General features: G+C 68.3%; 25 protein-coding genes. 12 read left to right on the top strand and 13 right to left on the bottom strand.

Features of this window, described 5'->3' with window-relative positions; genetic code table 11:
- Positions 1-88: 88 nt before the first annotated feature.
- On the bottom strand, positions 89-1,771 hold the full coding sequence (locus VED21_RS22755; protein ID WP_324886329.1) for an MFS transporter: 1,683 nt from the start codon (positions 1,769-1,771) through the stop codon (positions 89-91).
- Positions 1,772-2,054: 283 nt separating this feature from the next.
- Between VED21_RS22755 and VED21_RS22750 the strand changes: the two genes are divergently transcribed.
- The 9 genes from VED21_RS22750 to VED21_RS22710 all read left to right on the top strand — a co-directional run bounded on the left by VED21_RS22750 (position 2,055) and on the right by VED21_RS22710 (position 10,280).
- Entirely contained in the window at positions 2,055-2,798 is a 744-nt protein-coding gene (locus tag VED21_RS22750) for a metallophosphoesterase family protein (RefSeq protein WP_324886327.1), read from the top strand.
- 5 nt (positions 2,799-2,803) lie between these two features.
- The gene (locus VED21_RS22745) at positions 2,804-4,267 is read left to right on the top strand and encodes a bifunctional serine/threonine-protein kinase/universal stress protein (protein WP_324886325.1); all 1,464 of its coding nucleotides are present in this window, start codon (positions 2,804-2,806) and stop codon (positions 4,265-4,267) included.
- Between the two features lie 410 nt (positions 4,268-4,677).
- Positions 4,678-5,667: a phosphate/phosphite/phosphonate ABC transporter substrate-binding protein gene (phnD, locus tag VED21_RS22740; RefSeq protein WP_324886323.1), complete on the top strand. Its 990-nt coding sequence runs from the start codon at positions 4,678-4,680 to the stop codon at positions 5,665-5,667.
- A 7-nt stretch (positions 5,668-5,674) separates the two neighbouring features.
- Complete coding sequence (gene phnC / locus VED21_RS22735; protein ID WP_324886321.1) at positions 5,675-6,496, top strand: phosphonate ABC transporter ATP-binding protein; 822 nt, start codon at positions 5,675-5,677, stop codon at positions 6,494-6,496.
- Positions 6,493-7,281, top strand: coding sequence for a phosphonate ABC transporter, permease protein PhnE (gene phnE, locus VED21_RS22730; RefSeq protein WP_324886319.1), 789 nt, complete (start codon positions 6,493-6,495; stop codon positions 7,279-7,281). Before phnC ends, phnE (VED21_RS22730) begins: the two co-directional genes overlap by 4 nt.
- An 8-nt stretch (positions 7,282-7,289) precedes the next feature.
- A complete protein-coding gene (gene phnE / locus VED21_RS22725) occupies positions 7,290-8,090 on the top strand; it encodes a phosphonate ABC transporter, permease protein PhnE (protein ID WP_324886317.1) in 801 nt (266 codons plus the stop codon).
- Between the two features lie 9 nt (positions 8,091-8,099).
- The gene (locus tag VED21_RS22720) at positions 8,100-8,876 is read left to right on the top strand and encodes an inositol monophosphatase family protein (protein WP_324886315.1); all 777 of its coding nucleotides are present in this window, start codon (positions 8,100-8,102) and stop codon (positions 8,874-8,876) included.
- 82 nt (positions 8,877-8,958) lie between these two features.
- On the top strand, positions 8,959-9,777 hold the full coding sequence (locus VED21_RS22715) for a BON domain-containing protein (protein WP_324886313.1): 819 nt from the start codon (positions 8,959-8,961) through the stop codon (positions 9,775-9,777).
- A gap of 98 nt (positions 9,778-9,875) precedes the next feature.
- A complete protein-coding gene (locus tag VED21_RS22710; protein ID WP_324886311.1) occupies positions 9,876-10,280 on the top strand; it encodes a hypothetical protein in 405 nt (134 codons plus the stop codon).
- 23 nt (positions 10,281-10,303) lie between these two features.
- Here the strand turns inward: VED21_RS22710 and VED21_RS22705 are convergent, their stop codons facing one another.
- From VED21_RS22705 to VED21_RS22685, 5 genes are all read right to left on the bottom strand, one after another.
- Positions 10,304-11,518, bottom strand: a complete 1,215-nt coding sequence (locus VED21_RS22705) for an MFS transporter (RefSeq protein ID WP_324886309.1) — start codon at positions 11,516-11,518, stop codon at positions 10,304-10,306.
- A 130-nt stretch (positions 11,519-11,648) separates the two neighbouring features.
- On the bottom strand, positions 11,649-12,383 hold the full coding sequence (locus VED21_RS22700; RefSeq protein WP_324886307.1) for a helix-turn-helix domain-containing protein: 735 nt from the start codon (positions 12,381-12,383) through the stop codon (positions 11,649-11,651).
- A 118-nt stretch (positions 12,384-12,501) separates the two neighbouring features.
- Positions 12,502-12,891, bottom strand: a complete 390-nt coding sequence (locus tag VED21_RS22695) for a response regulator transcription factor (RefSeq protein WP_324886305.1) — start codon at positions 12,889-12,891, stop codon at positions 12,502-12,504.
- A 220-nt stretch (positions 12,892-13,111) separates the two neighbouring features.
- The gene (locus VED21_RS22690; RefSeq protein WP_324886303.1) at positions 13,112-14,413 is read right to left on the bottom strand and encodes a DUF2061 domain-containing protein; all 1,302 of its coding nucleotides are present in this window, start codon (positions 14,411-14,413) and stop codon (positions 13,112-13,114) included.
- 38 nt (positions 14,414-14,451) lie between these two features.
- Positions 14,452-15,579, bottom strand: coding sequence for a hypothetical protein (locus VED21_RS22685; protein WP_324886301.1), 1,128 nt, complete (start codon positions 15,577-15,579; stop codon positions 14,452-14,454).
- 246 nt (positions 15,580-15,825) lie between these two features.
- Between VED21_RS22685 and VED21_RS22680 the strand changes: the two genes are divergently transcribed.
- Complete coding sequence (locus VED21_RS22680) at positions 15,826-16,842, top strand: DUF2061 domain-containing protein (RefSeq protein ID WP_324886299.1); 1,017 nt, start codon at positions 15,826-15,828, stop codon at positions 16,840-16,842.
- Between the two features lie 110 nt (positions 16,843-16,952).
- A complete protein-coding gene (locus VED21_RS22675; RefSeq protein ID WP_324886297.1) occupies positions 16,953-18,098 on the top strand; it encodes a hypothetical protein in 1,146 nt (381 codons plus the stop codon).
- On the opposite strand, the gene VED21_RS22670 is transcribed toward VED21_RS22675, so the two are convergent.
- The 7 genes from VED21_RS22670 to VED21_RS22640 form a co-directional block, all read right to left on the bottom strand.
- Complete coding sequence (locus VED21_RS22670) at positions 18,076-18,741, bottom strand: hypothetical protein (protein ID WP_324886295.1); 666 nt, start codon at positions 18,739-18,741, stop codon at positions 18,076-18,078. The genes VED21_RS22675 and VED21_RS22670 overlap by 23 nt on opposite strands.
- A gap of 85 nt (positions 18,742-18,826) precedes the next feature.
- Complete coding sequence (locus tag VED21_RS22665) at positions 18,827-19,252, bottom strand: hypothetical protein (protein ID WP_324886293.1); 426 nt, start codon at positions 19,250-19,252, stop codon at positions 18,827-18,829.
- A gap of 2 nt (positions 19,253-19,254) precedes the next feature.
- Positions 19,255-20,325: a hypothetical protein gene (locus VED21_RS22660; RefSeq protein ID WP_324886291.1), complete on the bottom strand. Its 1,071-nt coding sequence runs from the start codon at positions 20,323-20,325 to the stop codon at positions 19,255-19,257.
- Complete coding sequence (locus VED21_RS22655) at positions 20,322-21,383, bottom strand: tetratricopeptide repeat protein (protein WP_324886289.1); 1,062 nt, start codon at positions 21,381-21,383, stop codon at positions 20,322-20,324. Before VED21_RS22655 ends, VED21_RS22660 begins: the two co-directional genes overlap by 4 nt.
- A 186-nt stretch (positions 21,384-21,569) precedes the next feature.
- Complete coding sequence (locus VED21_RS22650) at positions 21,570-21,980, bottom strand: DUF6524 family protein (protein WP_324886287.1); 411 nt, start codon at positions 21,978-21,980, stop codon at positions 21,570-21,572.
- A 41-nt stretch (positions 21,981-22,021) separates the two neighbouring features.
- A complete protein-coding gene (locus VED21_RS22645; RefSeq protein WP_324886285.1) occupies positions 22,022-22,741 on the bottom strand; it encodes a VacJ family lipoprotein in 720 nt (239 codons plus the stop codon).
- Between the two features lie 126 nt (positions 22,742-22,867).
- Positions 22,868-23,701: a mitofilin family membrane protein gene (locus tag VED21_RS22640; RefSeq protein ID WP_324886283.1), complete on the bottom strand. Its 834-nt coding sequence runs from the start codon at positions 23,699-23,701 to the stop codon at positions 22,868-22,870.
- A gap of 352 nt (positions 23,702-24,053) precedes the next feature.
- Between VED21_RS22640 and VED21_RS22635 the strand changes: the two genes are divergently transcribed.
- On the top strand, positions 24,054-25,016 hold a 963-nt coding region (locus tag VED21_RS22635), incomplete at its 3' end, for a hypothetical protein (RefSeq protein WP_324886281.1).

The raw sequence follows: 25,016 nt of genomic DNA, 5'->3' as shown, positions 1-25,016 counted from the left end.
AGCCGGTCCGGAACACTAGCACAACGAAAACGGGCGGGGAAAACCCCGCCCGTTCCCGGACCGATGCCGGCTCGGCCAGATTTCGCCTTTAGTCTTCGGCGTAGATGTCGACGTCCTTGGTGTCGCGGACGAAGAGCATGCCGATGACCAGGGTCGCCGCGGCGATGATGATCGGGTACCAGAGGCCCGAGTAGATGTCGCCGGTGGCCGCCACGATGGCGAAGGAGGTGGTCGGCAGGAAGCCGCCGAACCAGCCGTTGCCGATGTGGTAGGGCAGGGACATGGAGGTGTAGCGGATGCGGGTCGGGAACAGCTCGACCAGCATGGCGGCGATCGGGCCGTACACCATGGTCACGTAGATGACCAGGATGGTCAGCAGGACGATGACCATGAAGTGGTCGACCTTGGCCGGGTCGGCCTTCGGCGGGTAGCCGGCGGTCTTCAGCGCGTCGCCCAGGCCCTTTTCGAAGGCGGCGCCGGCGGCCTTCGGGTCGGCCGGGGCGGCGTGGCTGCTCGGGCCGTGGCCCAGGGAGACCTCGGTCTTGCCGGCCGGGGCGCCGCTGCCGTCATACGACGGGATCACGGTGCTGCCGACCTTGACCTGCGCGATGGTGCCGGCCGGGGCGGCCTCGTTCGAGTACGGGATGCCGCGGCGGACCAGCGAGCTCTTGGCGATGTCGCACGAGGAGGTGAACTTCGAGGTGCCGACCGGGTTGAACTGGAACGTGCACTCGTTCGGGTCGGCGGTGACCACCACCGGCGAGGTGGCGATGGCCTGCTCCAGCGCCGGGTTGGCGTAGTGCGTGATGGCCTTGAAGATCGGGAAGTAGGTGACGATGGCGAGCAGCAGGCCGGCCATGATGATCGGCTTGCGGCCGATCTTGTCGGACAGCGAACCGAACACCACGAAGAACGGCGTGCCGATCAGCAGGGCGGCGGCGATCATCAGGTTGGCGGGCTGGGCGTCGACCTTCAGCGTCTGCGTCAGGAAGAACAGCGCGTAGAACTGGCCCGTGTACCACACCACCGCCTGGCCGGCGACGAGGCCGAACAGCGCCAGCAGCACGATCTTCAGGTTCTTCCACTGGCCGAAGGACTCGGTGATCGGCGCCTTGGAGGTCTTGCCCTCTTCCTTCATGCGCTTGAAGGCGGGCGATTCGTTGAGCTTCAGACGGATCCAGACCGAGATGCCGAGCAGGAAGATCGACACCAGGAACGGAATGCGCCAGCCCCAGGCGTTGAAGTCGTCGGCCGACATCGACACGCGGCAGCCCAGGATGACCAGCAGCGACATGAACAGACCCAGCGTCGCCGTGGTCTGGATCCAGGCCGTGTAGGCGCCGCGGCGGCCGTGCGGGGCGTGCTCGGCCACGTAGGTGGCGGCACCGCCGTACTCGCCGCCGAGCGCCAGACCCTGGAGGAGGCGCAGGACGATGAGGATGATCGGCGCGGTCATGCCGATGGTGGCGTAGTTGGGCAGGATGCCGACGATGAAGGTCGAGCCGCCCATCAGCAGGATGGTGACGAGGAAGGTGTACTTGCGGCCGATGAGGTCGCCCAGGCGGCCGAACACCAGCGCGCCGAACGGGCGCACCGCGAAGCCGGCGGCGAACGCCATCAGCGCGAAGATGAACGCAGCGGTCGGGTTGACGCCCGAGAAGAACTGCTGGGAAATCACGGCCGCAAGCGAACCGTACAGATAGAAGTCATACCATTCGAAGACGGTGCCGAGAGAAGAGGCGAAAATCACCTTCTTCTCTTCGGTGCTCATAGGCCGGACCGCGTCATTGGCCGTGGCTGCGTAAGCCATTGCGTTTCAACTCCCTCGCTTAAGATGTGGGCGCATGGACCTTCTTCCGCATGGAGCAGGGCCATGCGGCGGGTGTATTATGTGTTTCCATGATCCGTTGGCTGATCATTCGCAGAAACAGCAATGCGATTCACCCCGGACCATGGTCCAGGGTGACAACGGCTCGCCAAATTGTTCTCACATGGGACAATGGATACAGCCCCGCATCGCCGGGGCGGGACCAAGAACCGGGTATCAGGCGACCATGCTGATCGCTCTTCTCGCCGACCTCCACGCCAACCGCGAAGCCGCGGAGGCCTGCCTTGCGCACGCCGCGCGCGCGGGCGCGGGGCGTACCGTCTTTCTGGGCGACCTCGTCGGGTACGGCGGCGACCCGGCGTGGATGGTCGACATGGTGATGGCGCATATGGAGCGCGGCGCCGTCGCCGTGCTGGGCAACCACGACGAGGCGGCGGTGAAGGGCCCGTCGGAGGCGATGGTGCCGGATGCCCGCGCCGCGGCCGAATGGACGCACGCGGCGTTGAGCGCCGCGCAACGCGACTTCCTGGCCGGGCTGCCGCTGGCGGTGGAGGACGGCGCCTGCCTGTACGTGCACGCCAACGCCTGGGCGCCGGAGCGCTGGGGCTACATCAACGGGGCGTCGGCGGCGGAGCGAAGCCTGAAGGCGACCGACCGGCGCGTCACCTTCTGCGGGCACGTCCACCAGCCGGCGCTGTACCACCTGTCGCCGGTCGGGCATGCCAGCCACTTCGAGCCGCAGCCGGGCGCCCTCAACCCGCTGGGCGGCCGGCGGCGCTGGCTGGCGATCCCCGGCTCCGTCGGGCAGCCGCGCGACGGCAACCCGGCCGCCTGCTACGCCCTGTTCGACGATGCCACGGGCGTCCTCACCTTTCACCGCGTGCCGTACGACCACGAAACGGCGGCCCGCAAGGTGCTGCAGGCCGGGTTGCCGCCCCGGCTGGCCGCCCGATTACGCGAAGGAACCTGACGCGCATGCCCAAGCCCCCCCTTGCCGCCGGCGCCTTGGTCGACGGCTTCCGGCTCGAGGAGAAAATCTACAAGGGCAGCATGTCGGCCCTGTGGCGGGTCACGCACCCCGACCACGGCGGGCCGCTGGTGATGAAGATCCCGCTGCTGCGCTATGGCGACGACCCCACGGCGATCATCGGCTTCGAGGTGGAGCAGATGATCATGCCGCTGCTGAAGGGGCCGCACGTGCCGCGGTTCGTTGCCACCGGCGACTTCGACACGCAGCCCTACATCGTCATGGAGCACGTGCCCGGCGAGGCGCTGTCGGCCCGCCTGAAGGACGGCCCGTTGCCGGCGGCGGAGGTGGCGGACCTGGGCGCCCGCATCGCCCGCGCCCTGCACGCGCTGCACCGCCAAAGCCTCGTCCACCTGGACATGAAGCCGGGCAACGTGCTGTTCCGCGACGACGGCACGGTGATCCTGATCGATTTCGGCCTGTCGCGCCTGTGTGGCCGGCCCGACCTGATCGCCGAGGAATCGCACACGCCGGCCGGCACCGGCGCCTACATCGCGCCCGAGCAGGTGATGGGCACGCGCGACGACCCGCGCAGCGACCTGTTCGCCATGGGCGTCATGCTGTTCGAGATGGTCACCGGCAAGCTGCCGTTCGGATCGCCGCAGTCGGTGCGCGGCCTGCGCCGCCGCCTGTACCAGGCGCCGCCGCCGCCCCGCGCCTTCAACCCCGACTGCCCGCCCTGGCTGCAGGAGATCATCCTGCAGTGCCTTGAGGTGGACCCGCTGGCGCGGCCCGGCACGGCGGCGCAACTGGCCTTCCTCCTCCAGCACCCCGATCAGGTGACGCTGACGGAGCGGGCCACGCGCACGAAGCGCGACGGCACGCTGACCGTGGTGCGGCGCTGGATCCGCTACCTGATGCGCACGCCCACCATACGCCCTTCTGTGTCGGAGCGGCTGTCGCGCGCCCCCATCGTCGCCACGGCGGTGGACCTGTCGCACGGCGAGACGCCGCTGACGGACGCGCAGCGCCGCGTGACGCAGAGCCTGTTCCGCACGGCGCCCGGCGCGCGATTGGCCTGCATCACGGTGCTGAAGACGGCGCGCATCGGCATGGACCTGGGCGTCGACAAGGAAGGCAACAACCTGCACGTCGGTGCCCTGGTGACGCTGAAGCACTGGGCCAAGCCGCTGGGCATCGAGGCCGACCGCATCACCTACCACGTGCTGGAGGCGCCGGACCCGGCGGCGGCGCTGGTCGACTACGCGCGCGGCAACCATGTCGACCACCTGATCGTCGGCGCGCGCGGCCATTCGGCCCTGCGCCGCTACCTGGGCAGCGTGTCGTCGCAGGTGGTGGCGCAGGCGCCGTGCACGGTGACCGTGGTCCGCCCGCCGGAGCGCCATGCGGCCGAATCCGGAACCGAAGCCGACGCGGACGAGAGGAAGCCGGAACACGCCGGCGCGGATTGAGAAGGCGGCGCGGGTACCACGAAAAGAAGAAGGCGGGCCGAACGGCCCGCCTCCAGTTTCACATCAGCTCTCTAGACACGCGAAGTGCGCTGTCAGAAAGCCACGGTTTCGTTTGTGCATCAATCGGCAAAACGAACTATCCGCCACGGAAAACATCAGTTTACCCTTATGCGACAAGGGCTTAAGTGCGCTTGAGCCTGGTTACCCGAGTATGCCGAAAGGAAGGCTCCGCCGCCTGCAAACGGGCGTCGACGGCATGAATCCATGCCGACTCGGGCGTTCGAGGTCGCCCGTATAGCGCGGAAATCGCGCTTCAACCGGCGCCCGCTCCGCGATAGCATGGTAGGCAAACAAACAATCGGCCCGCTCATTGTCGGATCGCGCGGCCGGATCATACAGGGAGGTGTTTCATGGCCAAAGCCATCCCGTGGCTGTTCGCCGCGACGCTGACGGCGTCCGCATTCGTTTTCGCGGCTCCGGCAGCGGCGCAGCAGGACTGCCCGAACCGCGGCGACCTCGACCAGTTGTACTGCGACCGCAACGGTGACCTCGTCGCCGACGCGCCGACCGATCCCAAGGACTGGAAGGACCCCGACACGCTGGTGTTCACCTACACCCCGGTCGAGGACCCGGTCGTCTACGCCAACATCTTCAAGCCGTTCCAGGAGCATCTGGCGCAGTGCACCGGCAAGAAGGTGGTCTACTTCCAGGTGCAGTCGAACGCGGCGGAGATCGAGGCGATGCGGTCGGGACGCCTGCACGTGGCGGGCTTTTCCACCGGGCCGACGGGCTTCGCGGTGAACCTCGCCGGCGCCGTGCCGTTCGCGGTGAAGGGCGACGAGAAGGGGTTCCAGGGCTACCAGCTGTGGATGATCGTCAAGGCCGACAGCCCGTACAAGTCGCTGGCCGACCTGAAGGGCAAGAAAGTGGCGCACACCTCGCCGTCCTCGAACTCCGGCAATCTGGCGCCGCGCGCGCTGTTCCCGGAACTGGGGCTGACGCCGGAGAAGGACTATCAGGTCGTCTATTCCGGCAAGCACGACCAGTCGGTGATGGGCGTCCTGTCCGGCGACTATGACGCCGCCCCGGTGGCGTCGGACGTCTACACCCGCATGGCGCACCGTGGGCAGGTCGACGAGAGCAAGTTCCGCGTCCTGTACAAGAGCGAGACCTTCCCCACCTCCTCGTTTGCCTATTCCAGCACGCTGAAGCCGGAACTGGCGAAGAAGATGGTGCAATGCTTCACCGACTACCGCTTCCCGGAGGAGATGAAGAAGGCGTTCGAGGGGGCTGACCGCTTCGTGCCGATCACCTACAAGGATGCCTGGGCGGTGGTGCGCAAGGTCGCCGACGGCAGCGGCACGCCGTTCAACGCCGCCACCTACGCCAAGCAGAAGTAGCGTGGCCATGCCGGATGGAAGCACGGTGGGCCGCGTCGATGGCGCGGCCCGCGCCGGGGATGGTCCGCCGGACCACCCGCTGGTGATCCGCAACCTGACGAAGAGCTATGGCGCCGGCCGCCCGCTGGTGCTGAAGGGCATCTCGCTGGCCTTCGAGGCGCGCGGCGTGGTCGCCATCATCGGCCCGTCGGGCACCGGCAAAAGCACGCTGATCCGCTGCATCAACCGGCTGGTCGAGCCGACGTCCGGCGAGATCCTGTTCAAGGGCCGCGACGTCGCCCGCGCCGGCCGCCGGGAACTGCGCCACGTCCGCCGCCGCATCGGCATGGTGTTCCAGGAGTACAATCTGGTGGAGCGCCTGTCGGTGATGGAGAACCTGCTGTGCGGTCGCCTGGGCTACGTGCCGGCGTGGCGGGCGTGGCTGCGCCGCTACCCCCAGGCCGATATCGACAAGGCGTTCGACCTCCTGGAGATGGTTGGCCTGTCCGACTTCGTGCATCAGCGCGCCGACAGCCTGTCGGGCGGGCAGCGCCAGCGCGTGGGCATCGCGCGCGCGGTGATGCAGGACCCCGACCTGCTGCTGGCCGACGAACCCACATCCTCCCTCGACCCCAAGACGTCGGTGGAGATCATGGAACTGCTGCGGGAGGTGGCCGACCGCCGCGCCATCCCCGTGCTGATCAACATCCACGACGTGACGCTGGCGCGCCGCTTCGCCACGCGCATCGTCGGCATGTCGGCCGGTGCCGTGGTGTACGACGGGCCGCCGGGCGGCCTGACCGATGACCACCTGCGCACCATTTACGGCGGCGAGGACTGGCTGTCATGACCGTATCCCCGATCACGGGGCGGGTGGCGTTCCGGCCGAACTGGATGGCGCGGGCGGGTTGGCTGCTGCTCGCGGCGTACGTGGCGTACGCGGCGCAGATCCTGGATATCACCTGGGCGCGCTTCGTGCTGGGGTTGGACCAGGGCGGGCGGTTCCTGGGCCGGCTGTTCCCGCCGGAGTTCCAGCGGTGGGAGCTGCTGGTCGACGGGCTGACGGAGAGTTTGCAGATCGCTGTCATCGCGTCGGTGTTGGGAATCGTCATTTCACTGCCGATCGGGCTGCTGGCGGCGCGCAACCTGATGCCGTGGTGGGTCAGCACGCCGACGCGGGCGTTCGTCGCGCTGTGCCGCTCCTTCCACCCGATCCTGGTCGCCATCGTCTTCGTCAAGGCCATCGGATTCGGCGCGCTGGCCGGCATCCTGGCGCTGGTCGTCGCCTCCGTCGGCTTCGTCGCCAAGCTGTTCGCCGAGGCGATCGAGGAGATCTCCATGAAGCAGGTCGAGGCGGTGCGCGCCACCGGCGCCGGCTTCGCCAACGTGGTGACCATGGGCGTGCTGCCGCAGGTGCTGGCGCGCTTCATCGGCTTTTCCACCTACCAGCTGGACAGCAACCTGCGGAACTCCACCATGGTGGGCATCGTCGGCGGCGGCGGCATCGGTGGCACGCTGTTTGCCGCCTTCCAGCGCTTCGACTACGGCTTCCTGTGCGCCATCCTGATCGCCATCATCGCGCTGATCATGGTGGGCGAGCTGGTGGCCACGCGGCTGCGGGCGACCTTTCAATGAGTGGGCCAATGACGGCCGTAACGGAACATCGCCACTGGCAGCGGTTCACCCCGGTGCAGCGGCTGGGCCGCTTCGCCACATACCTGACGCTGGTGGCCGCCTTCGCGCTGTCGCTGCGCACGGTGGAGGTGATCCCGGAGTTCCTGTACGACGCGCCCGAACAGGTGATGGACCTGCTGAACCGCTTGTGGCCGCCGGACCTCGCCTACGCGCCGACCGTGCAGCAGGCGCTGCTGGAGACGCTGCACATCGCCACGCTGGGCACGCTGCTCAGCATCCTCATGGCGGTACCGGTGGCGCTGCTGGCGGCACGGACCATTACGCCGTCGAAGGCGCTGAACTGGCTGGCGAAGCTGGTGCTGGTCTCCTCGCGCTCGGTCAACTCGCTGGTGTGGGCGCTGCTGTTCGTGGCGGTATTCGGACCGGGGGCATTGGCCGGCGTGCTGGCGATCGCCTTCCGCTCCGTCGGCTTCGTCGGCAAGCTTCTGTCGGAGGCGCTGGAGGAGACGGCGAAAGGGCCGGTGGAGGCGCTGCGCGCCGCCGGGGCGCCATGGTTGAGCATCATGACCAAGGCCTACTGGCCGCAGGTGCAGCCGGCGTTCTGGTCGATCGCGCTGTTCCGCTGGGATATCAACGTGCGGGAATCCGCGGTGCTTGGCCTCGTCGGGGCCGGCGGCATCGGGCTGGTGCTGAATTCGGCCATGGACCTTTTCCAGTGGGACCGGGTAGCAACGGCGCTGATCGCCATCTTCGCCGTCGTCATCCTGGCGGAGGTGCTGGTGACCCACGTCCGCAAGCGCCTGCTGTAGGGAGTGTTCATGACGATCGAGCTGGACCGGCGCCTTGCCGCCGGGGCCGCCGTGGCGCGCGAGGCCGGGCGGCTGGCCCGCCGCTACTTCGAGCGCCGCGCCGACCTGACCGTGGAGCTGAAAGGCCCGCAGGACCTCGTCAGCGTCGCCGACCGCGCGGTGGAGGAGCTGATCCGCGCCCGCCTGTCCGCCCTGTTCCCCGAGGACGCGGTGGTTGGGGAGGAGGCCGGCGGACTGGCGGCGTCGCGCGTCTGGGTCGTCGATCCCATCGACGGCACGCAGAACTTCCTGCGCGGCCTGCCGTGGTTCTGCGTGGTGCTGGCGCTGATGGTGGACGGCCGCACGGAGCTGGGCATCATCTACGATCCCAACACGGACGAGCTGTACACCGCCCGGCGCGGCGGCGGCGCCTTTCTGAACGGCGAGGCGATCTGTGTGTCGGACTGCGTCGCGCTGGAAAACGCCGTGATCGGCGTCGGCCACTCGCCCCGCCACGCGCCGGAGCGGTTTCTGGAGCCCTTCACCGCGGTGCTGAGGGCCGGGGCGCAGACGCGCAACTTGCTGACCGCGGCGTTGCAACTCGCCCACGTCGCGTGCGGCCGGCTGGACGCCACGTGGGACCCGTACTTGCTGCCGTGGGACGTGCTGGCCGGCATCCTGCTGGTGGAGGAGGCGGGCGGGGCGGCGGCCTCCTACCGCCTGCGCCCGGACTTCTCCGGCGGGGCGCCGCTGCTGGCCGGGACCGAGCCGCTGGTGCGGGCGTTGCGGCCTATGGTCACCGAATGAGGGAACACCGGGCGGGGCGCCCCGTTGGGAAGGAAGCCGCCGAACGTGGCGGCCTGCTGATCCCAAACGGGGGGTGATTCCCATGGCAGACTACGAAGACCGCTGGAGGAACGACCAGGGCTGGCGACGCGGCTGGGAGGACGACCGTGGCCGGTGGGGCGAGCGCGAGCGTACCGGCTCCGGCCGCAAGCCGGGGCAGGAGCACGACTATGGCCGCGCCATGCTGGACGACATGCGCCGCTACGCGCGCGGTGACCATGACCGCGACGATTACCGGCACGACGACGATTATCGGCGCGAGGACCACGCCCGCGCGCGGTCGTACGGGCGCGATGAAGGGCGCCACGAGGGGCGCCACGAGGGGCGCGGCGGCCGCGACTGGTGGGACCGCACCAGCGACGAGGTGTCGTCCTGGTTCGGCGACGAGGACGCCGAGCGGCGCCGGCGCATGGACGAACAGCGCCTGGGCGGCCGGTACATGAGCGGACGCTATGACGACGACTGGCGCGGCGGCCACCGCGGGCGCGGCCCGCGCGGCTACACCCGCTCCGATGACCGCATCCGCGACGACGTCAATGACCGTCTTACCGACGATCCTTATGTCGACGCCTCGGACGTCGATGTCACCGTCAGCGGTTGCGAGGTCACGCTGACCGGCATGGTGGACAGCCGCATGGCGCGCCGCCGGGCGGAGGACATCGCGGAGTCGGTATCGGGCGTGACTCACGTGCAGAACAACCTGCGCGTGCGTCAGCAGGCAGGCGTCACGGCCGGCGCCCAGGGCATGGCCGACATGGGCAGCTCTGCCGGCGGCAGCACGCAGACCACCGGCGTGGTTGGCGGCGGCAGCACCCCGGCGACGGTGGACACCGCGCGCACAAACGCGACCACGCGCCGCTGAGCTCGAGGAGGGCGGCGCACGCGCTGTTACATTTCCGCGCGTGCGCCGCGCCGCGTCCAGGCTTACACTTGTCCCAGCTTTTCGACAGGAGTCGGGACATGTCCGGGTTGATGGGGAAAGGATGCCTCACGGCGCTGGCCGTGGCGCTGATGGCGGGTGCGCTGGTGGTGCCCGGCAAGGCCCAGGCGCGCGGCTCGGTCACCGTCGGCATCGGAATCGGCGCGGTGGTGCCGCTGTTCCGGCCGCACCACCATCACTATTACCCGCCGCCCCCGCCCGTCTATTACGTACCTCCGCCGCCTGTGGTGTACGCGCCGCCCCCGCCCGTGGTGTACGCCCCGTCGCCCGGCATTTCCGCGGACCCGGCCGGGCCGACGTACATGTCGCGCAGCGGGCATCTGTGCCGCGAGTACCGGACGACCATCATCATCGAGGGGCGGCCACAGCCCGCCTACGGCACCGCCTGCCAGATGCCCGACGGGTCCTGGCAGGTGGTGAAGTAAGGCCGGCGAACCAAGGGAAGACTTCAGGCCATGGCCGGCCGCCGCGCCACCGAGAAGACCGAGGCGATGGCCATGGCGAACAGCAGGCCGATGCCGGCGAACACCAGGGTCACCGCGTGGTGGTCGAGCAGGAAGCCGAACAGCACCGGCGCCACCGTCGATCCGGCGTCCAGCCCCGAATAGACGAAGCCGAAGACCTTGCCCGTGGCACCCTTGGGCGTGGCGCGCTTGACCAGGATGTCGCGCGACGGGGCCGTGATTCCCTGCGACAGGCCGGCCAGCGTCACCACCGCGACCACCGCCGTGAAGGGCAGGGCGCCGCTCGCCACCACCATCATCAGGACGGCCGCGAGCCCCAGGCCGGTTGCCGCCACCATCGTGTAGTTCGTCGTGCGGTCGGCCACCACGCCGCCCAGCAGGATCCCCATGGCCGAGGCGCTGAGATAGGCGGTGAGCACCGTCGCCGCCAGTTCCAGCGGCACGCCGTACAGTTCCACCAGCGAGGCGGTGGAGAAGGTCTGGAAGCCGACGCCGGCGGCGGCCGTCAGCAGGAAGTAGGAGAACGCCATCAGGATCGCCGGCGAGGTGATCAGGCGGGCGTAGGAGATCGGCTCCATACCGCCGTCCTTCGGCCCGGCGTGCGCGCCATTGGTGGCCAGTTCGCGGCTGAAGCGCACCAGCACCAGGACGACGACCCAGCCCATCAACCCGGCGGCGATCAGTGCCGTGCGCCAGTCGGTCAGCAGTGCCACGCCGCCGATGGCCAGCGGCGCCACGGCGTAGCCCGCCGTGCCCGAGAAGGCGTGCACGCCGTAGGCGCGTCCCAGCCGTTCCGGCGACACGCGGCTGGACAACAGCGAGAAGTCGGCCGGGTGGAAGACGCTGTTGCCGATGCCGGCCAGCGCCACCAGGGGATAGAACATCCAGAACTCGGTCACCAGACCGGCCAGCCCGATGCAGGTCGCCATGGTGGCGATGCCGGCCAGCAGCATGGGGCGGGCGCCGTAGCGGTCCACCAGGATGCCGGCGAACGCCTGACAGATGCCCGAGCACAGGTAGAAGGTGGTCGCCACCAACCCAAGCGTGACGTAGCTGACGTCGAACGCGTCGCGCAGGCGCGGGAAGAGCGGGGCGAGGGCGAGCTGGAAGAAGTGGCTGGAAAAGTGGGCGGCCCCCACCAGCGCGATGATGAGCGCGTCGCGCCCCAGAGTGGCCCGGCTTCCGGTGATGTCGCTCATGCGTCCCTGCGTCCTGCCGATCAACGAATGGTAGCAGGCTAACAGTTGGATTGCCGGTGACAGAAGCCACGGAAAGCCGACGCATGGGCGCCATGCGGGGAACGCGGCCCCGCGGAGCCCGGGATGCGGTTCAGGCGCACTCGGCCGCAGCGGCGAGGCCTTCGCGGTCGGTCAGTTCCACCAGATGGCCGTCCAGCAGGCGGATCATGCCGCTGGTCTTCAGCTTGGTGAAGGCGCGCGAGACGGTCTCGGTGGTCAGGCCCAGGTGGTCGGCGATGTCGGCCCGGCTCATGGGCAACTGCACGCGCCGGCCGCCGCCGATGGTGCGCGCGGCGAGGCGCAGCAGGAAGGTGGCGACGCGCTCCACCGCCGTCTTGCGACCCAGCAGCACCATTTGGTCTTGCGCCGCCACCAGTTCGGTCGCGGTCAGCGACAGCAGGCGGCGGGCCAGGGCCGGCTGCTCGTCCATCAACGCCTCGAACCGGCTGCGCGGGATGCGCTGGAGCACGGCGGAGGTCACCGCCTCGGCGCTGTAGAGGTAGTTCTGGGCCAGCGACAGGCCCATCATGTCGCCGTGCTGGAGGAAGCCGATGATCTGCCGGCGGCCGTCGGGGAGCAGCTTGCACAGGCGAACCGTGCCGGACACCACGCGGTAGACGTGGCGGGCGGCGTCGCCCTCGGAGAACAGCATCTGGTCGCGTCCGACCGCCTGCGTCTCGGCCATCGTCTCGAACGGGTCGGCTTCGGGGGCGCGGGCGCCGGTCAGCGCGATCACTTTGGCCGCGCCGCGCATCGCGATCGGGGCGGGAACGTAACCCGGCCGGTGCGACGCGGTGCTGTCGAGAGCGGCGAGATGTGCGGCCATTGGAAGCCTCCCCGGTGTCATCGTGTCTCTATGACGGAGAGAATAGCGACCCTAGGCCGGTCTGCGTAGTTCGGTACACTACGTAAGGAATAATACGTAGCCCCGTACGGGGCAGTGCTCAGTTGCCGTTGGCGGCGGCGGGCAGCAGGCGCTCCACCGTGTCGAGCAGGTCATCCTCCTCGAACGGCTTCTCCAGTACGGCGACGACGCCGGCCTGCCGGGCGCGCGCCAGCGTCGCCTCGTCGCCGCGGCCGGTGACCATGATCACCGGCATGCCGCCCAGCCGGGCACCGAAGCGTTCCATGAACTCCAGCCCGCTCATCGCCGGCATGTGCAGATCCAGCAGCAGGCAGCCGCCCGGCGACGCCTTGTAGGCTTCCAGGAACCCGTTGCACGACGCGAAGTCGCGCACATCGAAATCGCACGCTTCCAGAAGGGTCTTCATGGAATCGCGCACCGGCTCATCGTCATCGACGATATAGACGAGCCTTTCGCCAGCCCCGACCAAGACACCCTCCGCGCACTCGAACGACAGGAATCGCGCGCCGGCCGCCGGCCGTGTCGCGCTGAGGGAAGATAGGCCCGCCGAAGGCCCCCGCGATATACGGGGTTATCCCTATCCGGAGTGGTTTTGATTCAGATCAGGTGAGGGGATAACGCATGCCGCAACGAAAACAGGGGCCCGGCGGACCGGACCCCTGCTGCGTCGCTTGCGGTGCGTCGCGCCGTCAGGCGCCGATGCCGCCATACACGAAGTCGACCTCGCGCGGGCTGTCGCGGCGGGCCGCCTTGTAGCCGCCGAATTTTTCCCAGGCCAGTTCGTGGAAGTAGAACTTCACCGAGTTGATGGTCACCTGCAGGAAGATCAGTTGGCCGGCGGCGAAGATCTCGCCGATCCAGTACAGGTCGATGCCGATGTTCACCGTCGAGACGATGACGCGGTAGGTCAGCGCCTTGTAGAGCGCCACCGTGGTCGAGTCGATCTTCGGCGAGAAGTCCTTCTCGCGATCCTCGATGACGCGGTCGCGCTGGGCCATGTACTCGGCGTCCGACAGCTTGCCCTTGGCGCGCTGGGATTCCAGGGCGGCGAGACGCTCGTCGAACTTGTCGCGCTCGCTGGCCGGGCGGTTGCGCCAGGGCATCGGGATCGGCGCCTCGCCGGCGAGCTGGTTCTTCACGCCGCGCTCCACCGCGTCGTGGAACACAGCGCCCCACAGCGAGAAGTCGCGGATCAGCGCCATCTTGGCCGGATCGGCTTCCACCTTGGTGTGGTGCCAGGGGCTGTCCTTCCAGCTCGTCACCTTCGACGCCACGGGGAAGCCGCGCGTCTCCGGGTTGAAGTGGAAGCGCAGGTCGACGAAGTCGCGGCGGTTAGCGACGCGGTAGCCGACGGTCAGCCACGTGGACGGAACCGCCATGTTCTGCGTCTTGGCCTGGCCCAGCGTGCTGTCCCAGGTGGCCGAGAAGACCTTGCCGGCGTCCAGGCCGGCGGCCGGGCCGACGGGGATCTTCTTGGTCAGCTCGCTGACCGCGGCGGCGGCGCGGGTGAACAGGTTGTCCGTCTTCTCCGCCACCGGCATGAACTCCGGCGAGGAGATCGTGTGGCGGATGAAGAAGCAGGAGCTGTCCCAGCCCGACTTGTAGCGGGTGAAGATCGCGTAGAGGTCGTCACGTTCGCAATCCTGCGACGTGCCCCAGCCGTCGTTCACCGGCAGCGCGTTGACGTTGACTTCCGCCACCGCGTCGATCTTGTTGTTTTCGGTGCGGACGAGGACGAGGTTGAGGATGGTGCCGAAGGCGCCGAACTCGTCCTTGCCGACGTTTGCCTTGGCGATGCTGTTGGTGCCCAGCGCCGCCAGACGCCATTCGCCGGCCGGCAGCGGGATCTGCTTGCTCGCCACGTCGAGCATGCCGGAATAGGCCTGACCCATCTTGAGGTCCTGGGCCTTGGCCTGCACCGCGCCGAGCATCGTGCCCGCCGCGACGAGGGCGCCGCAGACGGAGGCGCCGATGTGGGAAAGGAATCGCATTCTCTTGTTCCTTGTCGGGATCGGTTGCACGCCGGTCGTCACTTTGCGCCCAGATTGGCGAATTCGATGACGCGGGTGCCGTCGCGGATGGTGCCGCGCCAGTACTTTTCCCAGTTCATGTCCAGGAGAACGTGGACGATGGTGTGCAGCACGATGATCGAGCCGGTGATGCCCGTCGACACGGCGCTGCTGAACGTCACGATGTAGGCCAGAACCCAGTCGACGGACGAGCCGAACACGCGGAACGAGATTGCCTTCTGGATCGAGCGGTCGAGCGCGCCGGTCTCCGCCGTGGCGGGGGCCAGCTGCTTCTCGATGATGGCCTTCTGCTGCTGGTACTGCTCGTCGGTGATCAGCTTCATCGCGCGAAGCTGGTCGAGCTTGCCCAGCAATTCCTCCAGTTCCGGACGCGGCACGGCGGCCGACGCGGCGCTGGGCATCGGCATGACGTGCTTGCCGTTGAGCTGGTTGCGCAGGCCCTTTTCCACGTAGCCGCCATAGTTGGCGGCCCACAGGTTCAGTTCCTGCACATAGGTCTTGCGGGCCGCGTTCCCCTCGATCGCGTCCTTGGTCCAGGCGTCCGCCGCGGTGGGCTGGTTGCGCGTTTCCGGGTTGAAGTGGAAGCGCACGTCGACCACGTCGCGCCGGTCGCTGGTGCGGAAGCCGACGGTCACGAAGGCGGCGGGCATGGCCAGCTTGTTGGTGGTCGCGTACTGCGTCACCTTCGACCAGGTGAGCGGACCCTTGCGATCCGGGCCGGGCTCGGTGCGCTTGCCGAAGAAGCAGGAGCCGTCCCAGCCGGACTTGAAGACCACCGCCTTAAACAGCGCGTCCTCGGCCGTGCAGTCCTTAGTGGTGCCCCAGCCGTCCATGGTGGGCACGGTGTTGGCGTTGATCTCGGCAATCGCTTCGACCGTCTCGCCCTTGCTGCGCACCAGAAACAGGTTGTCGATGGTGCCGAAGGCGCCAACGTCGGCGCCGGTCACGATCCGGTTGTAGCCGATGGCCGCAACCTTCCACTCACCTTCCGGCAGTGGCACCTGCTTGGCGTTGAGGACGAGCTTTCCAGCAACCGTCTGCCCCACCTTCAGGTCCTGCGCCGCCGCCGTCGATGCCCCCAGCATCGCCACGGCCAGAACTCCCAACCACACTCCGCTTCGAGCCATTGCCCCCTCATTCCAGCTCACTGCCGCCCGCGCGAAAGTACACCCGCCCCTGCGACACTATGTAACCCCGCTCCTACGCTGTCTCTTGCAAGCGATCTATGTCAAGTGACAGTTCACCCGAAAGGTGAGTCATCGCGTGAAAACGCCGCGTTGCCCGTGTATGGTCATGGTGCCGGTCGCAGTCCCGGTCGGGCATATGCCTTTGGTTTGGGCAGGGCGACACCACGCTGCATACGGAGGTACATCATGACGCGGTTGTGGACTGTACTGTGCGCCTTCATGGTTTGCCTTGCCGCTCCAGCCATCGCCCAGGTTGATTCGGCGGTGTCCGGTCACTATTCCGTCGCCGGGAAGCAGGTGCCGCTGCCGGCGGGGCAATGGCGGCTGCTGGGGTGGGAGACCGTACCGGCGGCGGGCAATGCGGCGCGGCCGCTGGAGCGCGCGGTGCTGGCCCGTGTCGAGGGCGGGCGGATGGACGCCTTCGTGCTCGTCACGGCGAACGCGGCGCCCGCGGATGCGGGATGGGGCATGACGCGGGACTGCACGCGCGACGACATCCACTTCGCCGCCGTCCACTACGTTTCGGCGGTGGACGGCGCCTGCACCTTCGTGAACCACGTGGTGTCCGCGGCGGCGCCGGATTCCGCCCCGGTCTGGTTGAATGCCGAGCGCGAGGCGCGCGGGCGCGGCTGGGCGATGCCGACGACGTGGCTGATGGCGGGGTTCCGCATCACCGACCGCCGCGACGTCGTCGACGTGCGGTTCCACTTCAACCCGGAGGCGTTCGGCTTCGGCCCCGGCCGTGGCCGCCCGTGGAGCGAGAGCCAGTGGGCGCAGGGCGGCGTGTCGGCCGACCCGGCGCGTGCGCGCATGATCGCAGCGCTGGTGCACTGGGCGGCCGAGGCCGCCCCGCTGATGGAGTCCGGCTTCCGCAACCGCCTGACGGGGCCGCAGCGGCTGGCCGATCCGGACCCGGTGCGCACAGGTCCGGCGCCGTCCGCCAACCGCACCGCGTCGCTGGGGGATGAGCCGTCGTGGGGCGTCGGCCTGCTGAAGACGATCAGCTGGCGCGTCATCGGCACCATGGGCGACCTGGGCGTCGCCTATCTCTTCACCGGCGATCCGGTGCTGTCGGGTGGGCTCGCCTTCACCGGCGCCATCCTCAACAGCATGCTCTACTTCGGCCATGAGGTGGCGTGGGGTTCGGCCACCGCCGGGCAAGCCGACATTCTGGAGTTCGCCACGGCCGGCATCGGCTCCTGACGGATGCCGCCGTTCCGTTGTTCGGGGCACGCTATATTCGTGTGTTCTTTACCCCGCGTCCGATATCCTCGATACATGTTCGACACACGCTCCGGCAAAGCGAGAGGCCCATGGACCTGACAACACTGACGGGCGCGCTTTTGGTCGCGTTCGGCCTGCTGAGCACCAACGCCATCCTGAACTCCGGGACCATCATGGTCGACATGACGGTGCCCGGCAGCGTCGCCAGCGACGGCATCGACGCGCCGGTCGCCGAGATGATCTTCGAGCGCGAACTGCAGAACGCCGTATCCATTCCGTCCGTCGTGCCGCGGCCGGCCATCCGCGGCTCCCGCGAGAAGACGCTGGCGGCGGCGCTGGCCGACGCGCTGAAGGTCGAGGACCTGACCTTCGCCATGCAGATGGCGATCGGCTTCCAGCCCGCCCGCCTGCAGGGCAGCGTCATCATCGAGGACAAGGCGCCCGTCCTTCTGGTCGACGGCTATTCGGGCTCGACCGGCCCCTTCACCCTTCGTGTTCCACAGAAGGAGGGGGAAACCGTCCCGGCGCTTCTCCAGCGGGGCGCCCTGGAGGCGTTGTGGAGGATGCAGCCGTATCTGGCGGCACTCTACACCTTCGACCGGGAACTGGTGGCTGGCCGTGTCGACGCGCATCAGGCGCGCGTGGAGCAGACCATCGCCGCGATGCCGGACACGCCGACCAACCCCGACCGCGCCCTGCTGCTGAACCTGCTGGGCGTTTCGGCGCTGTTCGAGAACGATGTCGAATCCGCGGAGCGGCACTTCAAGGCCGCGGTCCAGTCCGACCCGACCAGCATCGTGCCAGTGCTCAACGACGCCTTCATCGACCTCTACTACGACCGCTATGCCGAGGCCGAGGCGAAGATGCGGAAGGTTCTGTTGCCGAAGCCGGCGTCGGACAACCCGGTTCTGCTGAGCACGGCCTACAGCACCTGGGCGGTGGCCCGCTTCGGCCTGCGGGACTTGGCCGGGGCGGAAAAGCTTCTCACCCACGCCGTCACCGTCAACCCGCAAACGGCGACCGCCTACCAACTGTGGGCCGACATCCGCGAGGACGTGGGGGATATGGAGTCGGCGGCCAAGCTGAACGAACGGGCGCGCATCAACTCCGCGTACTTCGAGAACTACGCGGAGCTGGCGATCCTGTACTTCGAACCGAGCTGGCAGGATGGGCAGGTGCTGAAGCCGAACAGCTTCGGCAAGCCCCGCGCGATCACCATTTCTCAGAAAGATTGATGACGACGTCCGCGGGCTGGATCACCACCGGCCCGCGGTCGATCGGCCCGCGGTCAATCTGGGCCGTTTCCTTGGCCGGCGCCGGGGTGGGGACCTTCTCCGGGTTGTCGAAGTAGTACACGTACATCGGCGTGAACTGCTGGCCCAGCGTGCAGAAGGTGGCGAACACCACGCCGGCGAGGCCGATGGCGAGCACCGCCGGGCTGGCCGGTGCCACAAGGCCGCCGGCGATCACGTTGATCAGGTTTTCCGCACCCGCCGCCAGGGTCACGACGGTGCCGGTGGTGCCGCCGATGACGCAACCCCACGCCTTCCTGACGTCGTCCGACGCTTCGGGGCGCACGGGAATCATCGGTGTCGACAGCATCTGGCTGGTGTCGGTTTCCGGCATCGGCTGCGTCGACGCATCGGGAGCCATGGCCACCGGTATCGCCTGCATGGCGGAACTGCCGGAGGCGATGGCGTGCTCGCTTTCGATCGGCGCCATCGGCTGTACCGCCGTTGCCTGCGTGGCCGGACGGCCACGCCATGACCAGAGGTCGACGGTTTCGATATGCAATTGCCGTTCGGCCGCGGACGCGCCTCCGGCCAGCGCAGTCACGGCCACCGCAGCCAACAGTATGGACTTCAGACCCGCACGCATCGACCAATCCCCCTCGTGATGCCCCAACATGCCTGCCGATCACGCCGCGGATTCTGCGCCCGCGTGCATGTCCTGTGTGCCTGGTTCAGATCTTCTTGTACCACCGCCGCGTGCGCAGCAGGATTCCGCTGCGCCGCGGATGCAGCTTAGCACGCTCCATAACGCTTTTGACGCGCTTTTTAACGTCTTCCGGCTCCAGCGCGTTGCCGGTCATGCGGGTGTACATGCCGACGGCGCTCTTGAACTGCCGGTGGGTCACGCCGCCACGCCGGTTGGCGATCTGCTGCAGATACGCCTTTACGTGCGCGTTTACGTCGCTCTCCAGGGTGATGTCCTCGTCTTCGGCCACGTGCATCAGGATGCCGCGCGCCTGGTCCAGGTCGAGGCTGAAGTCGACGACCGCCTTCTTCAGAAGCTCACGTTCCCCTTCCATGGAGATGACGTGGCCGTCTTCGGTGTGGAGGCGGATGTAGTCGGAAAATTTCTTCTTATCGGCGGCCATGGTTTCCATAGTCAATCACCAGAGAACAGGTTTTCCCGATGCGCACCGGTCGCAACCAGAGGGCCGGCGGGGAAGGGGAGCCCGGCCACGGCGGTCGGCGGCGGTGGCGCTTGGCACAGCGGCGGCAACCCGAACTCGACCAGCAGGCGGCAGCCGATCGACACGACCCGGCTGACCAGCGCCACGGTGGTTTGCCAGATCATCCCGACCGTTTCCCACACGACGCTCGGCTGCCATTCCAGTGCGCCACTCATCACCGCGCGCGCCACCGCCTCGCTGAACTCGGGCCCCCGGCGGGTGTCGACGACGACGCCCAGGTTGGTGCACAGGGTCGTCAGGCGGTGCTCGCCCGGCGCGCCAGCCCCGGTCTCGAACACCACGGTGCGGTCACGGTATGGCAGCCGCTGCCGTTCGACGGCAGCTCCCAACTCCGGCATGGCGACGGGCAGAATGTTGACCAGCCCGTCGCTGAGCGCCTTGTGCAGCAGGTCGCCGGGCGTCAACTCGTGGCTGGGCACGATCATGGCGTCCGCATCGCCGTTGAGCAGGCGGCCGAGCGCGCGGGCTCCGCCCCGGTTTTCCAGTTCCAGCCTCTCCAGCGCCGGCAACGCACCGCGCAAAAGGCCGGCGCTGACGTCGGCATGGCTGCCCGGCAGCCCGGCGTCGACGACGACGCGCTGCCGCTGCGCCGCCATGACCAGTTCGCCGAACGACGGCCACGTGTCCTTGCGCACGAAGGTGAGCAGGCATGCCGGCAGTCCCGGATAATATTCGATGTCCTTGACGGCATCGGGCGATTTGGCGACGAGGTCCTCGTAGAGATCGCGCTGTACGAAGGCGGCGGCGTTGCGTCCGGACAGGACGCCCTGCAACGCCTGCTGCGCGCTGGGCGCCGGTTCGAGGACCAGCGGATGAGCCTGGCGCAAGGCGCGCTGCAGTCCCGGCCCCGCGGTGCGGTGGGCAATGCTGTTGTCGGGGCCGGTGGCGAGGCGCGCGGGCGCCTCCGCTGCGACGGCCTGCGTTCCGATGACCAGGGAGAGGAGAGCGGCGCCGATTGAGAGGCGGTGACGAACGAAGCTCACGACGACTTGGCTCCCAGCGCGCGGGACAGGCCTTCCTGGTACTTCGTCTCGGTCGGCGCGAGGCGCACCGCCTGCCGGTAGGAGGCGGCTGCGTCGCTGTGCCGGCCGAGGTCCTGATACATCGCCCCCTGCATGGCGTGCAACTCAGCCTCGTCCGGTTCCGCGCGGATGGCCTTCTCGATGTGAGCGAGGGCTTCCGCCGGCTGGTTGAGGGCGGCGTGCGCCACGAACAGCTCGCGGTGCACGGTGGCGACGTCGTCGTAGGACGCCAGTGCCCGCTCCAGCGTTTCCACGGCGGCGGCGTGTTTGCCGCTGCGGATCAGCGTGCGCCCGATGTTCAGGTAGCCGGCACCGAACTCCGGCTTCATCTCGATGGCGGCGGAGAACTTCTCGATCGCCTCGTCGTACCGGCCCTGCAACAGCAGCGTCCGGCCCCAGAGGTTGAACACGAGGTGGTGGTCCTTGCGCGGCATCACCTTGAAGCAATGCTCTATCAGCTCGTAGGTGCCCGGCAGGTCGCGCTTGCCGGCCTTCATCTCCTCGTCGCGCCGGTAAAGCGTCGCCACGTAGGGATCGACGACGACCATCGCATCGAACGCCGCGGTCTTGAGCAGGCGGCCAACCTCGTCCGTCCGGCCACGGTAGGTGTGGAGGACGGTGCGCCCATCGTCGATCTGCGCGCGGATGCGCAGCTCGATCACGTCGTCGCCACCGGGAGCGTTGTGAATCTCGCCCGAGAAGGCGACGCGGATCACGCCGAGGTGGCGGCGGGCCGCGTCCACGAAGATCTGGATGCCGAAATACTCGCCAAGCTGCTGGAGCGTCTCCTCCTTCGCCTTTCCGGGCAGATCGGTGGAGCGCAGGCGGGAACCGGCCACCTCGCGGATGTGCCGCATCTCATCGGCCATCTGCCGCGTCAGCACCTCGGGCGTGTAGCCCTGCTTGACGATGGCGGGCGGAACGGAGATCGGCTCGACGGAAATGCCGCCGAGGCCCGACACCACACTGACGCCGAAAAACGAAATCGCGGCCAGAAGCGAAAGCGACAGGTAATCCACGGCGAATGCGCTCCGTTACGGCGACGGAGAGGGCTCCGTCGAGGCCGCAGCATACCTCAACCGGGGTATGTATTGTAAAGGAGAGTTGGTTGCGTCCCAAAAACCTTCCACCCTGCGCCGTTCGACGCGGGCGACGTTGCACAACGTTTGGTCAATACCCGGTGAAACGGAAAGAATGTAGCAATATCAACGCAGTGTGATGTCGTTGGAATCGACCTGGCCGGACAGGCGCGAACGGATGTGCGACCAGGAAATGCCGATGGCGAGGATGCTGGCGGTGACCACCAGCGAAATGGTCACGAACAGCGGGAAGGTGAGTTCCGGAAGGATGCCGACGTCGACCAGCGTCCAGGTGATGGCGGAGAAGAACGTCGTGCCGAGCAGGATGCCGATGATGCCCAGCGCGCGCAACGTGCCCAGGAAGAACGTCGCCAGCACCGTGACGAGCGCCGTGCCGACGAGGATCTTGAACGACCAGCGGGCGTCCTCCGGATCCATCAGCCAATGGACGTAGGAGTAGCCCGTCTGGTTGTAAAAGGCGAAGACAAGGAACATCGCGAACAGCCAGCGAACGACGATGCCCTGATAGCTGAACATGACCTGGTCCTGTTAAACCGTGCGCCCGTGGCACCCCGTGCTCAGCGGGCGAACAGCTTCTCTTCCATGGCGGACTTCTCGATGCAGGCGATGCGCTGGAGCTGCAGGTACGCGGCCTTCTGGCCGGCGTAGGGGTCGACCGACACCCGCTCCATGAACTTCAGCTGGTCCCGCACGTCGATGTACTGCGCGGTATAGTCGAGAATGCGGTAGGGGATCATGTAGCTGCCCAGCACGCCGTATTGCAGCACCATGGTGGCCATGCGGCCGGCGGCGTCGCGGATGGTCGAGGGGCCGAGTACCGGCAGCACGACGTAGGATCCGCGCGGCGCGCCATAGGTGCACAGCACGTCGTCGAAGGTGCGCACCTCGCGCGGGTAGCCCATCTCCGTGGCGCGGTCGACGACACCGCCCATGCCGTAGGTGGTGTTCACGGCGAAGCGGATGCTGGACTGCTTGGCGCCTTCCCAGTCACCACGCAACGCGTTGCTGACCACGGTGATCGGTTCGCGCAGGTTCGCGAACGCGTTGGACACGCCCTGACGGAACGGCGGCGTGGTGTGCTCGTTGTAGGCTGCTGCCACCGGCTCCATCACCCACTGCTGGATCGTCCGGTTGAACGAGAAGATCGCCCGGTTGAGGGGCTCGTTCAGTTCGGGGATCTGCAACGCGGAATCGTCCGGCGCGGCGGCCGGTGCGGCGGACGCCGTCATGGGGGACAGCATGGCGCCCGCGGCAAGCGCCACCGCCGCGGCGGTCATCCGCCAACCCGTCCGCGTCTGCCGCGCGGCGGCGCTGGAAGAGACCCTGCTCGGTGAACGGAGGCGCAGGACAGGCATCAACTCCTCCCTAAAGGTGGGGTACGCAGAGGCGGGCATCGGCCGGGATCAGCGGGCAAGGCCGGCCAGCACCGCCGAAAGCTCGGTCGGCTTGGTGGCGGCCTGCAGATGGGACTTGGCGGCCTGCTCCAACGTGCGCGCGGCGGCATCGACCTCCAGGCGCAATTTCGCGTCGGCCAGCCACGCCGACGCCACCTCGGCCGGGCGGCCGCTAAGGGTCTGCACGCTGGCGACGGCGTCCTTCAGGTTGCCCGCGGCAAGCTGCGCATCGGCGTTGCGAAGCGCGGCAATGGCCGGCGTCGCTTGGTTGCGGCCCAGCGCACCGACGAGGCTCTCGAGCTGCACCGCCGACGAGTTTCGGATCACGCTGAGGTCGATCCAGCCGGGCGCGGTGCCGAGCGTCTCGCCGACGTACACTTCGTTGAAAACGCCGACAAATCGGGTGCGCAGGTCCGGCGTGCGCGGCACGCCCTTGGCGGCGCCGCGCGCCAGCACGTCGAGCGCGGCCTTGGCCTCCGGCACTCCCTTGGGGGCCAGCGCCTGGACCAGCGTCAGCGCGTCGCCGTAGGGCGCCGTGCCGGCGACCGCCTGTTGAAGCTGGCTGGTCGCGATGAGGAACGCCCGCGCAGCGCCCGCATCGGGCTTGTGCCAAGTGGCGGCAAGCTGATCCTGCCAGACGGGCAGCGTCGCGATCGCGGCGGCGGACGCCGTGGAGAGCAGCAGCCCGACGACGGCCATCACATAGAGGCCGGGGCGCTTGCGCTCGACCACCACAGGCGCCACGGCAATCGGCGGTGGCTCCGGCGCGGCCGGTGCGCTGTCGGTGCCCGCGCGCACGGCGGCCGTCTCGGGGGAATCGGTGGCGGTGTCTTGTGCCGTCATGGTGTGCCCGGTCCCGCGCTGTTGGGTTGGTGCCGGCCGTCTCCGCCCATCCAGGCATCGGGCCGGTTTGCAGTCGCCACCGTCACGATACTGGCTGATACACGCGCTGTCACCCGGTTTGTCACCCGGCGCTCAACTCTCGGCGGAAAAACCCATCATTGTCCCCGCGCAACTGCGGCGGGCAAACTGGACGGCCGCCTCCGGTTCGACTATACGAAACAAGGCCGATGCCGCTGCGCTTTCAGGTGTATGCCGTCGGATAATAATTTGGACTTGGCGATACGATTTCGGATTGGGGTGTGCGCGTGGACAAGCCGACTCAGCAGACGCCGCAGCCGGGAGTGTGCGCCGGATGACGTGGCGCCGGCTCGCCACCAACGCCGTGGTCCGCGGCGCCGCCCTGCGCCACAAGGGTCTGCGCCGCGCCTTGCTGGCGACGGCCGCGGGCGCGGTGCTGGTCCTGGCCGGCCTGTCCATGGATGCGGGCAGCGTGCCCGAGATCGTCCCGGCCAGCCAGGCGGCCGCCGCGCCGGTTCCGGCCGAGGGTGCCGGTCCGGCAAAGGCGATGCTGACCTGGACCGGCAACGACGGACGTGCCCGGCGCACCGAAGTCGACGCGGACCGGCTGCGGGCTTTCCACCATGCGCTGGCCAACCGGCTGGTGGAGCACCGGGCCATGCTGGCCGAACACGCCGGGCAGATCGCCCGCGACGAGTTCTCGCCCGTGTTCATTCAGCTCGACGCACGCGTGCCCGCCTATACGGAGTGGGTGTTCAACTGGTGGACCAGCTACATTCTGCTGACGCGCGGGCTGGTCACCGGCGTCGACCGGCTGGTGCGCGGCGATCTGGCGGGCATCCAGCCCGCCGTCCAGGAAACGCTGGCCAACTACGTCCGCGCCGAATACGCGTTGATCACGCAGCCGGACGACATGCGCCCCGAAATCGCCGCCGCGGTCAAATCGGCCATCCGCGCGCTCGATCGCGATGTCGGCAAGGTCTGCGGCCTGTATGGCCAGGACTTCCGCAATTTCGTGCTCACCCACGGCGGCGCCATCGAGGTCGCGGCCGAACCTGGGCGCTGGGCGCCGGTGGCGCGCGACGGCGTGGAACTGACCGCGTGGCCCAGCCTGTGCATCCCGCCCGCCGGCCTGCCGGCGACGCCGCCCGAGTTGTACGAGCGTGCCCTGCAGCTGGACGGGCAGATCAATTCGGTGCTGATCCGGCTGAGCCGGCCGATCGCCACCACGGCGGTTTCGCTCAGCGTGTCGGCCTCCGGCATCATGGCGTTCCTGGCCGGCTTTGGCCTGCCGGTC

The sequence above is a fragment of the Azospirillum sp. genome (genome assembly GCF_035627195.1).
Lineage (GTDB): Bacteria > Pseudomonadota > Alphaproteobacteria > Azospirillales > Azospirillaceae > Azospirillum.
The sequence above is the reverse complement of the archived record's forward strand: the minus strand, read 5'-3'. Positions and strand labels throughout refer to the sequence as shown.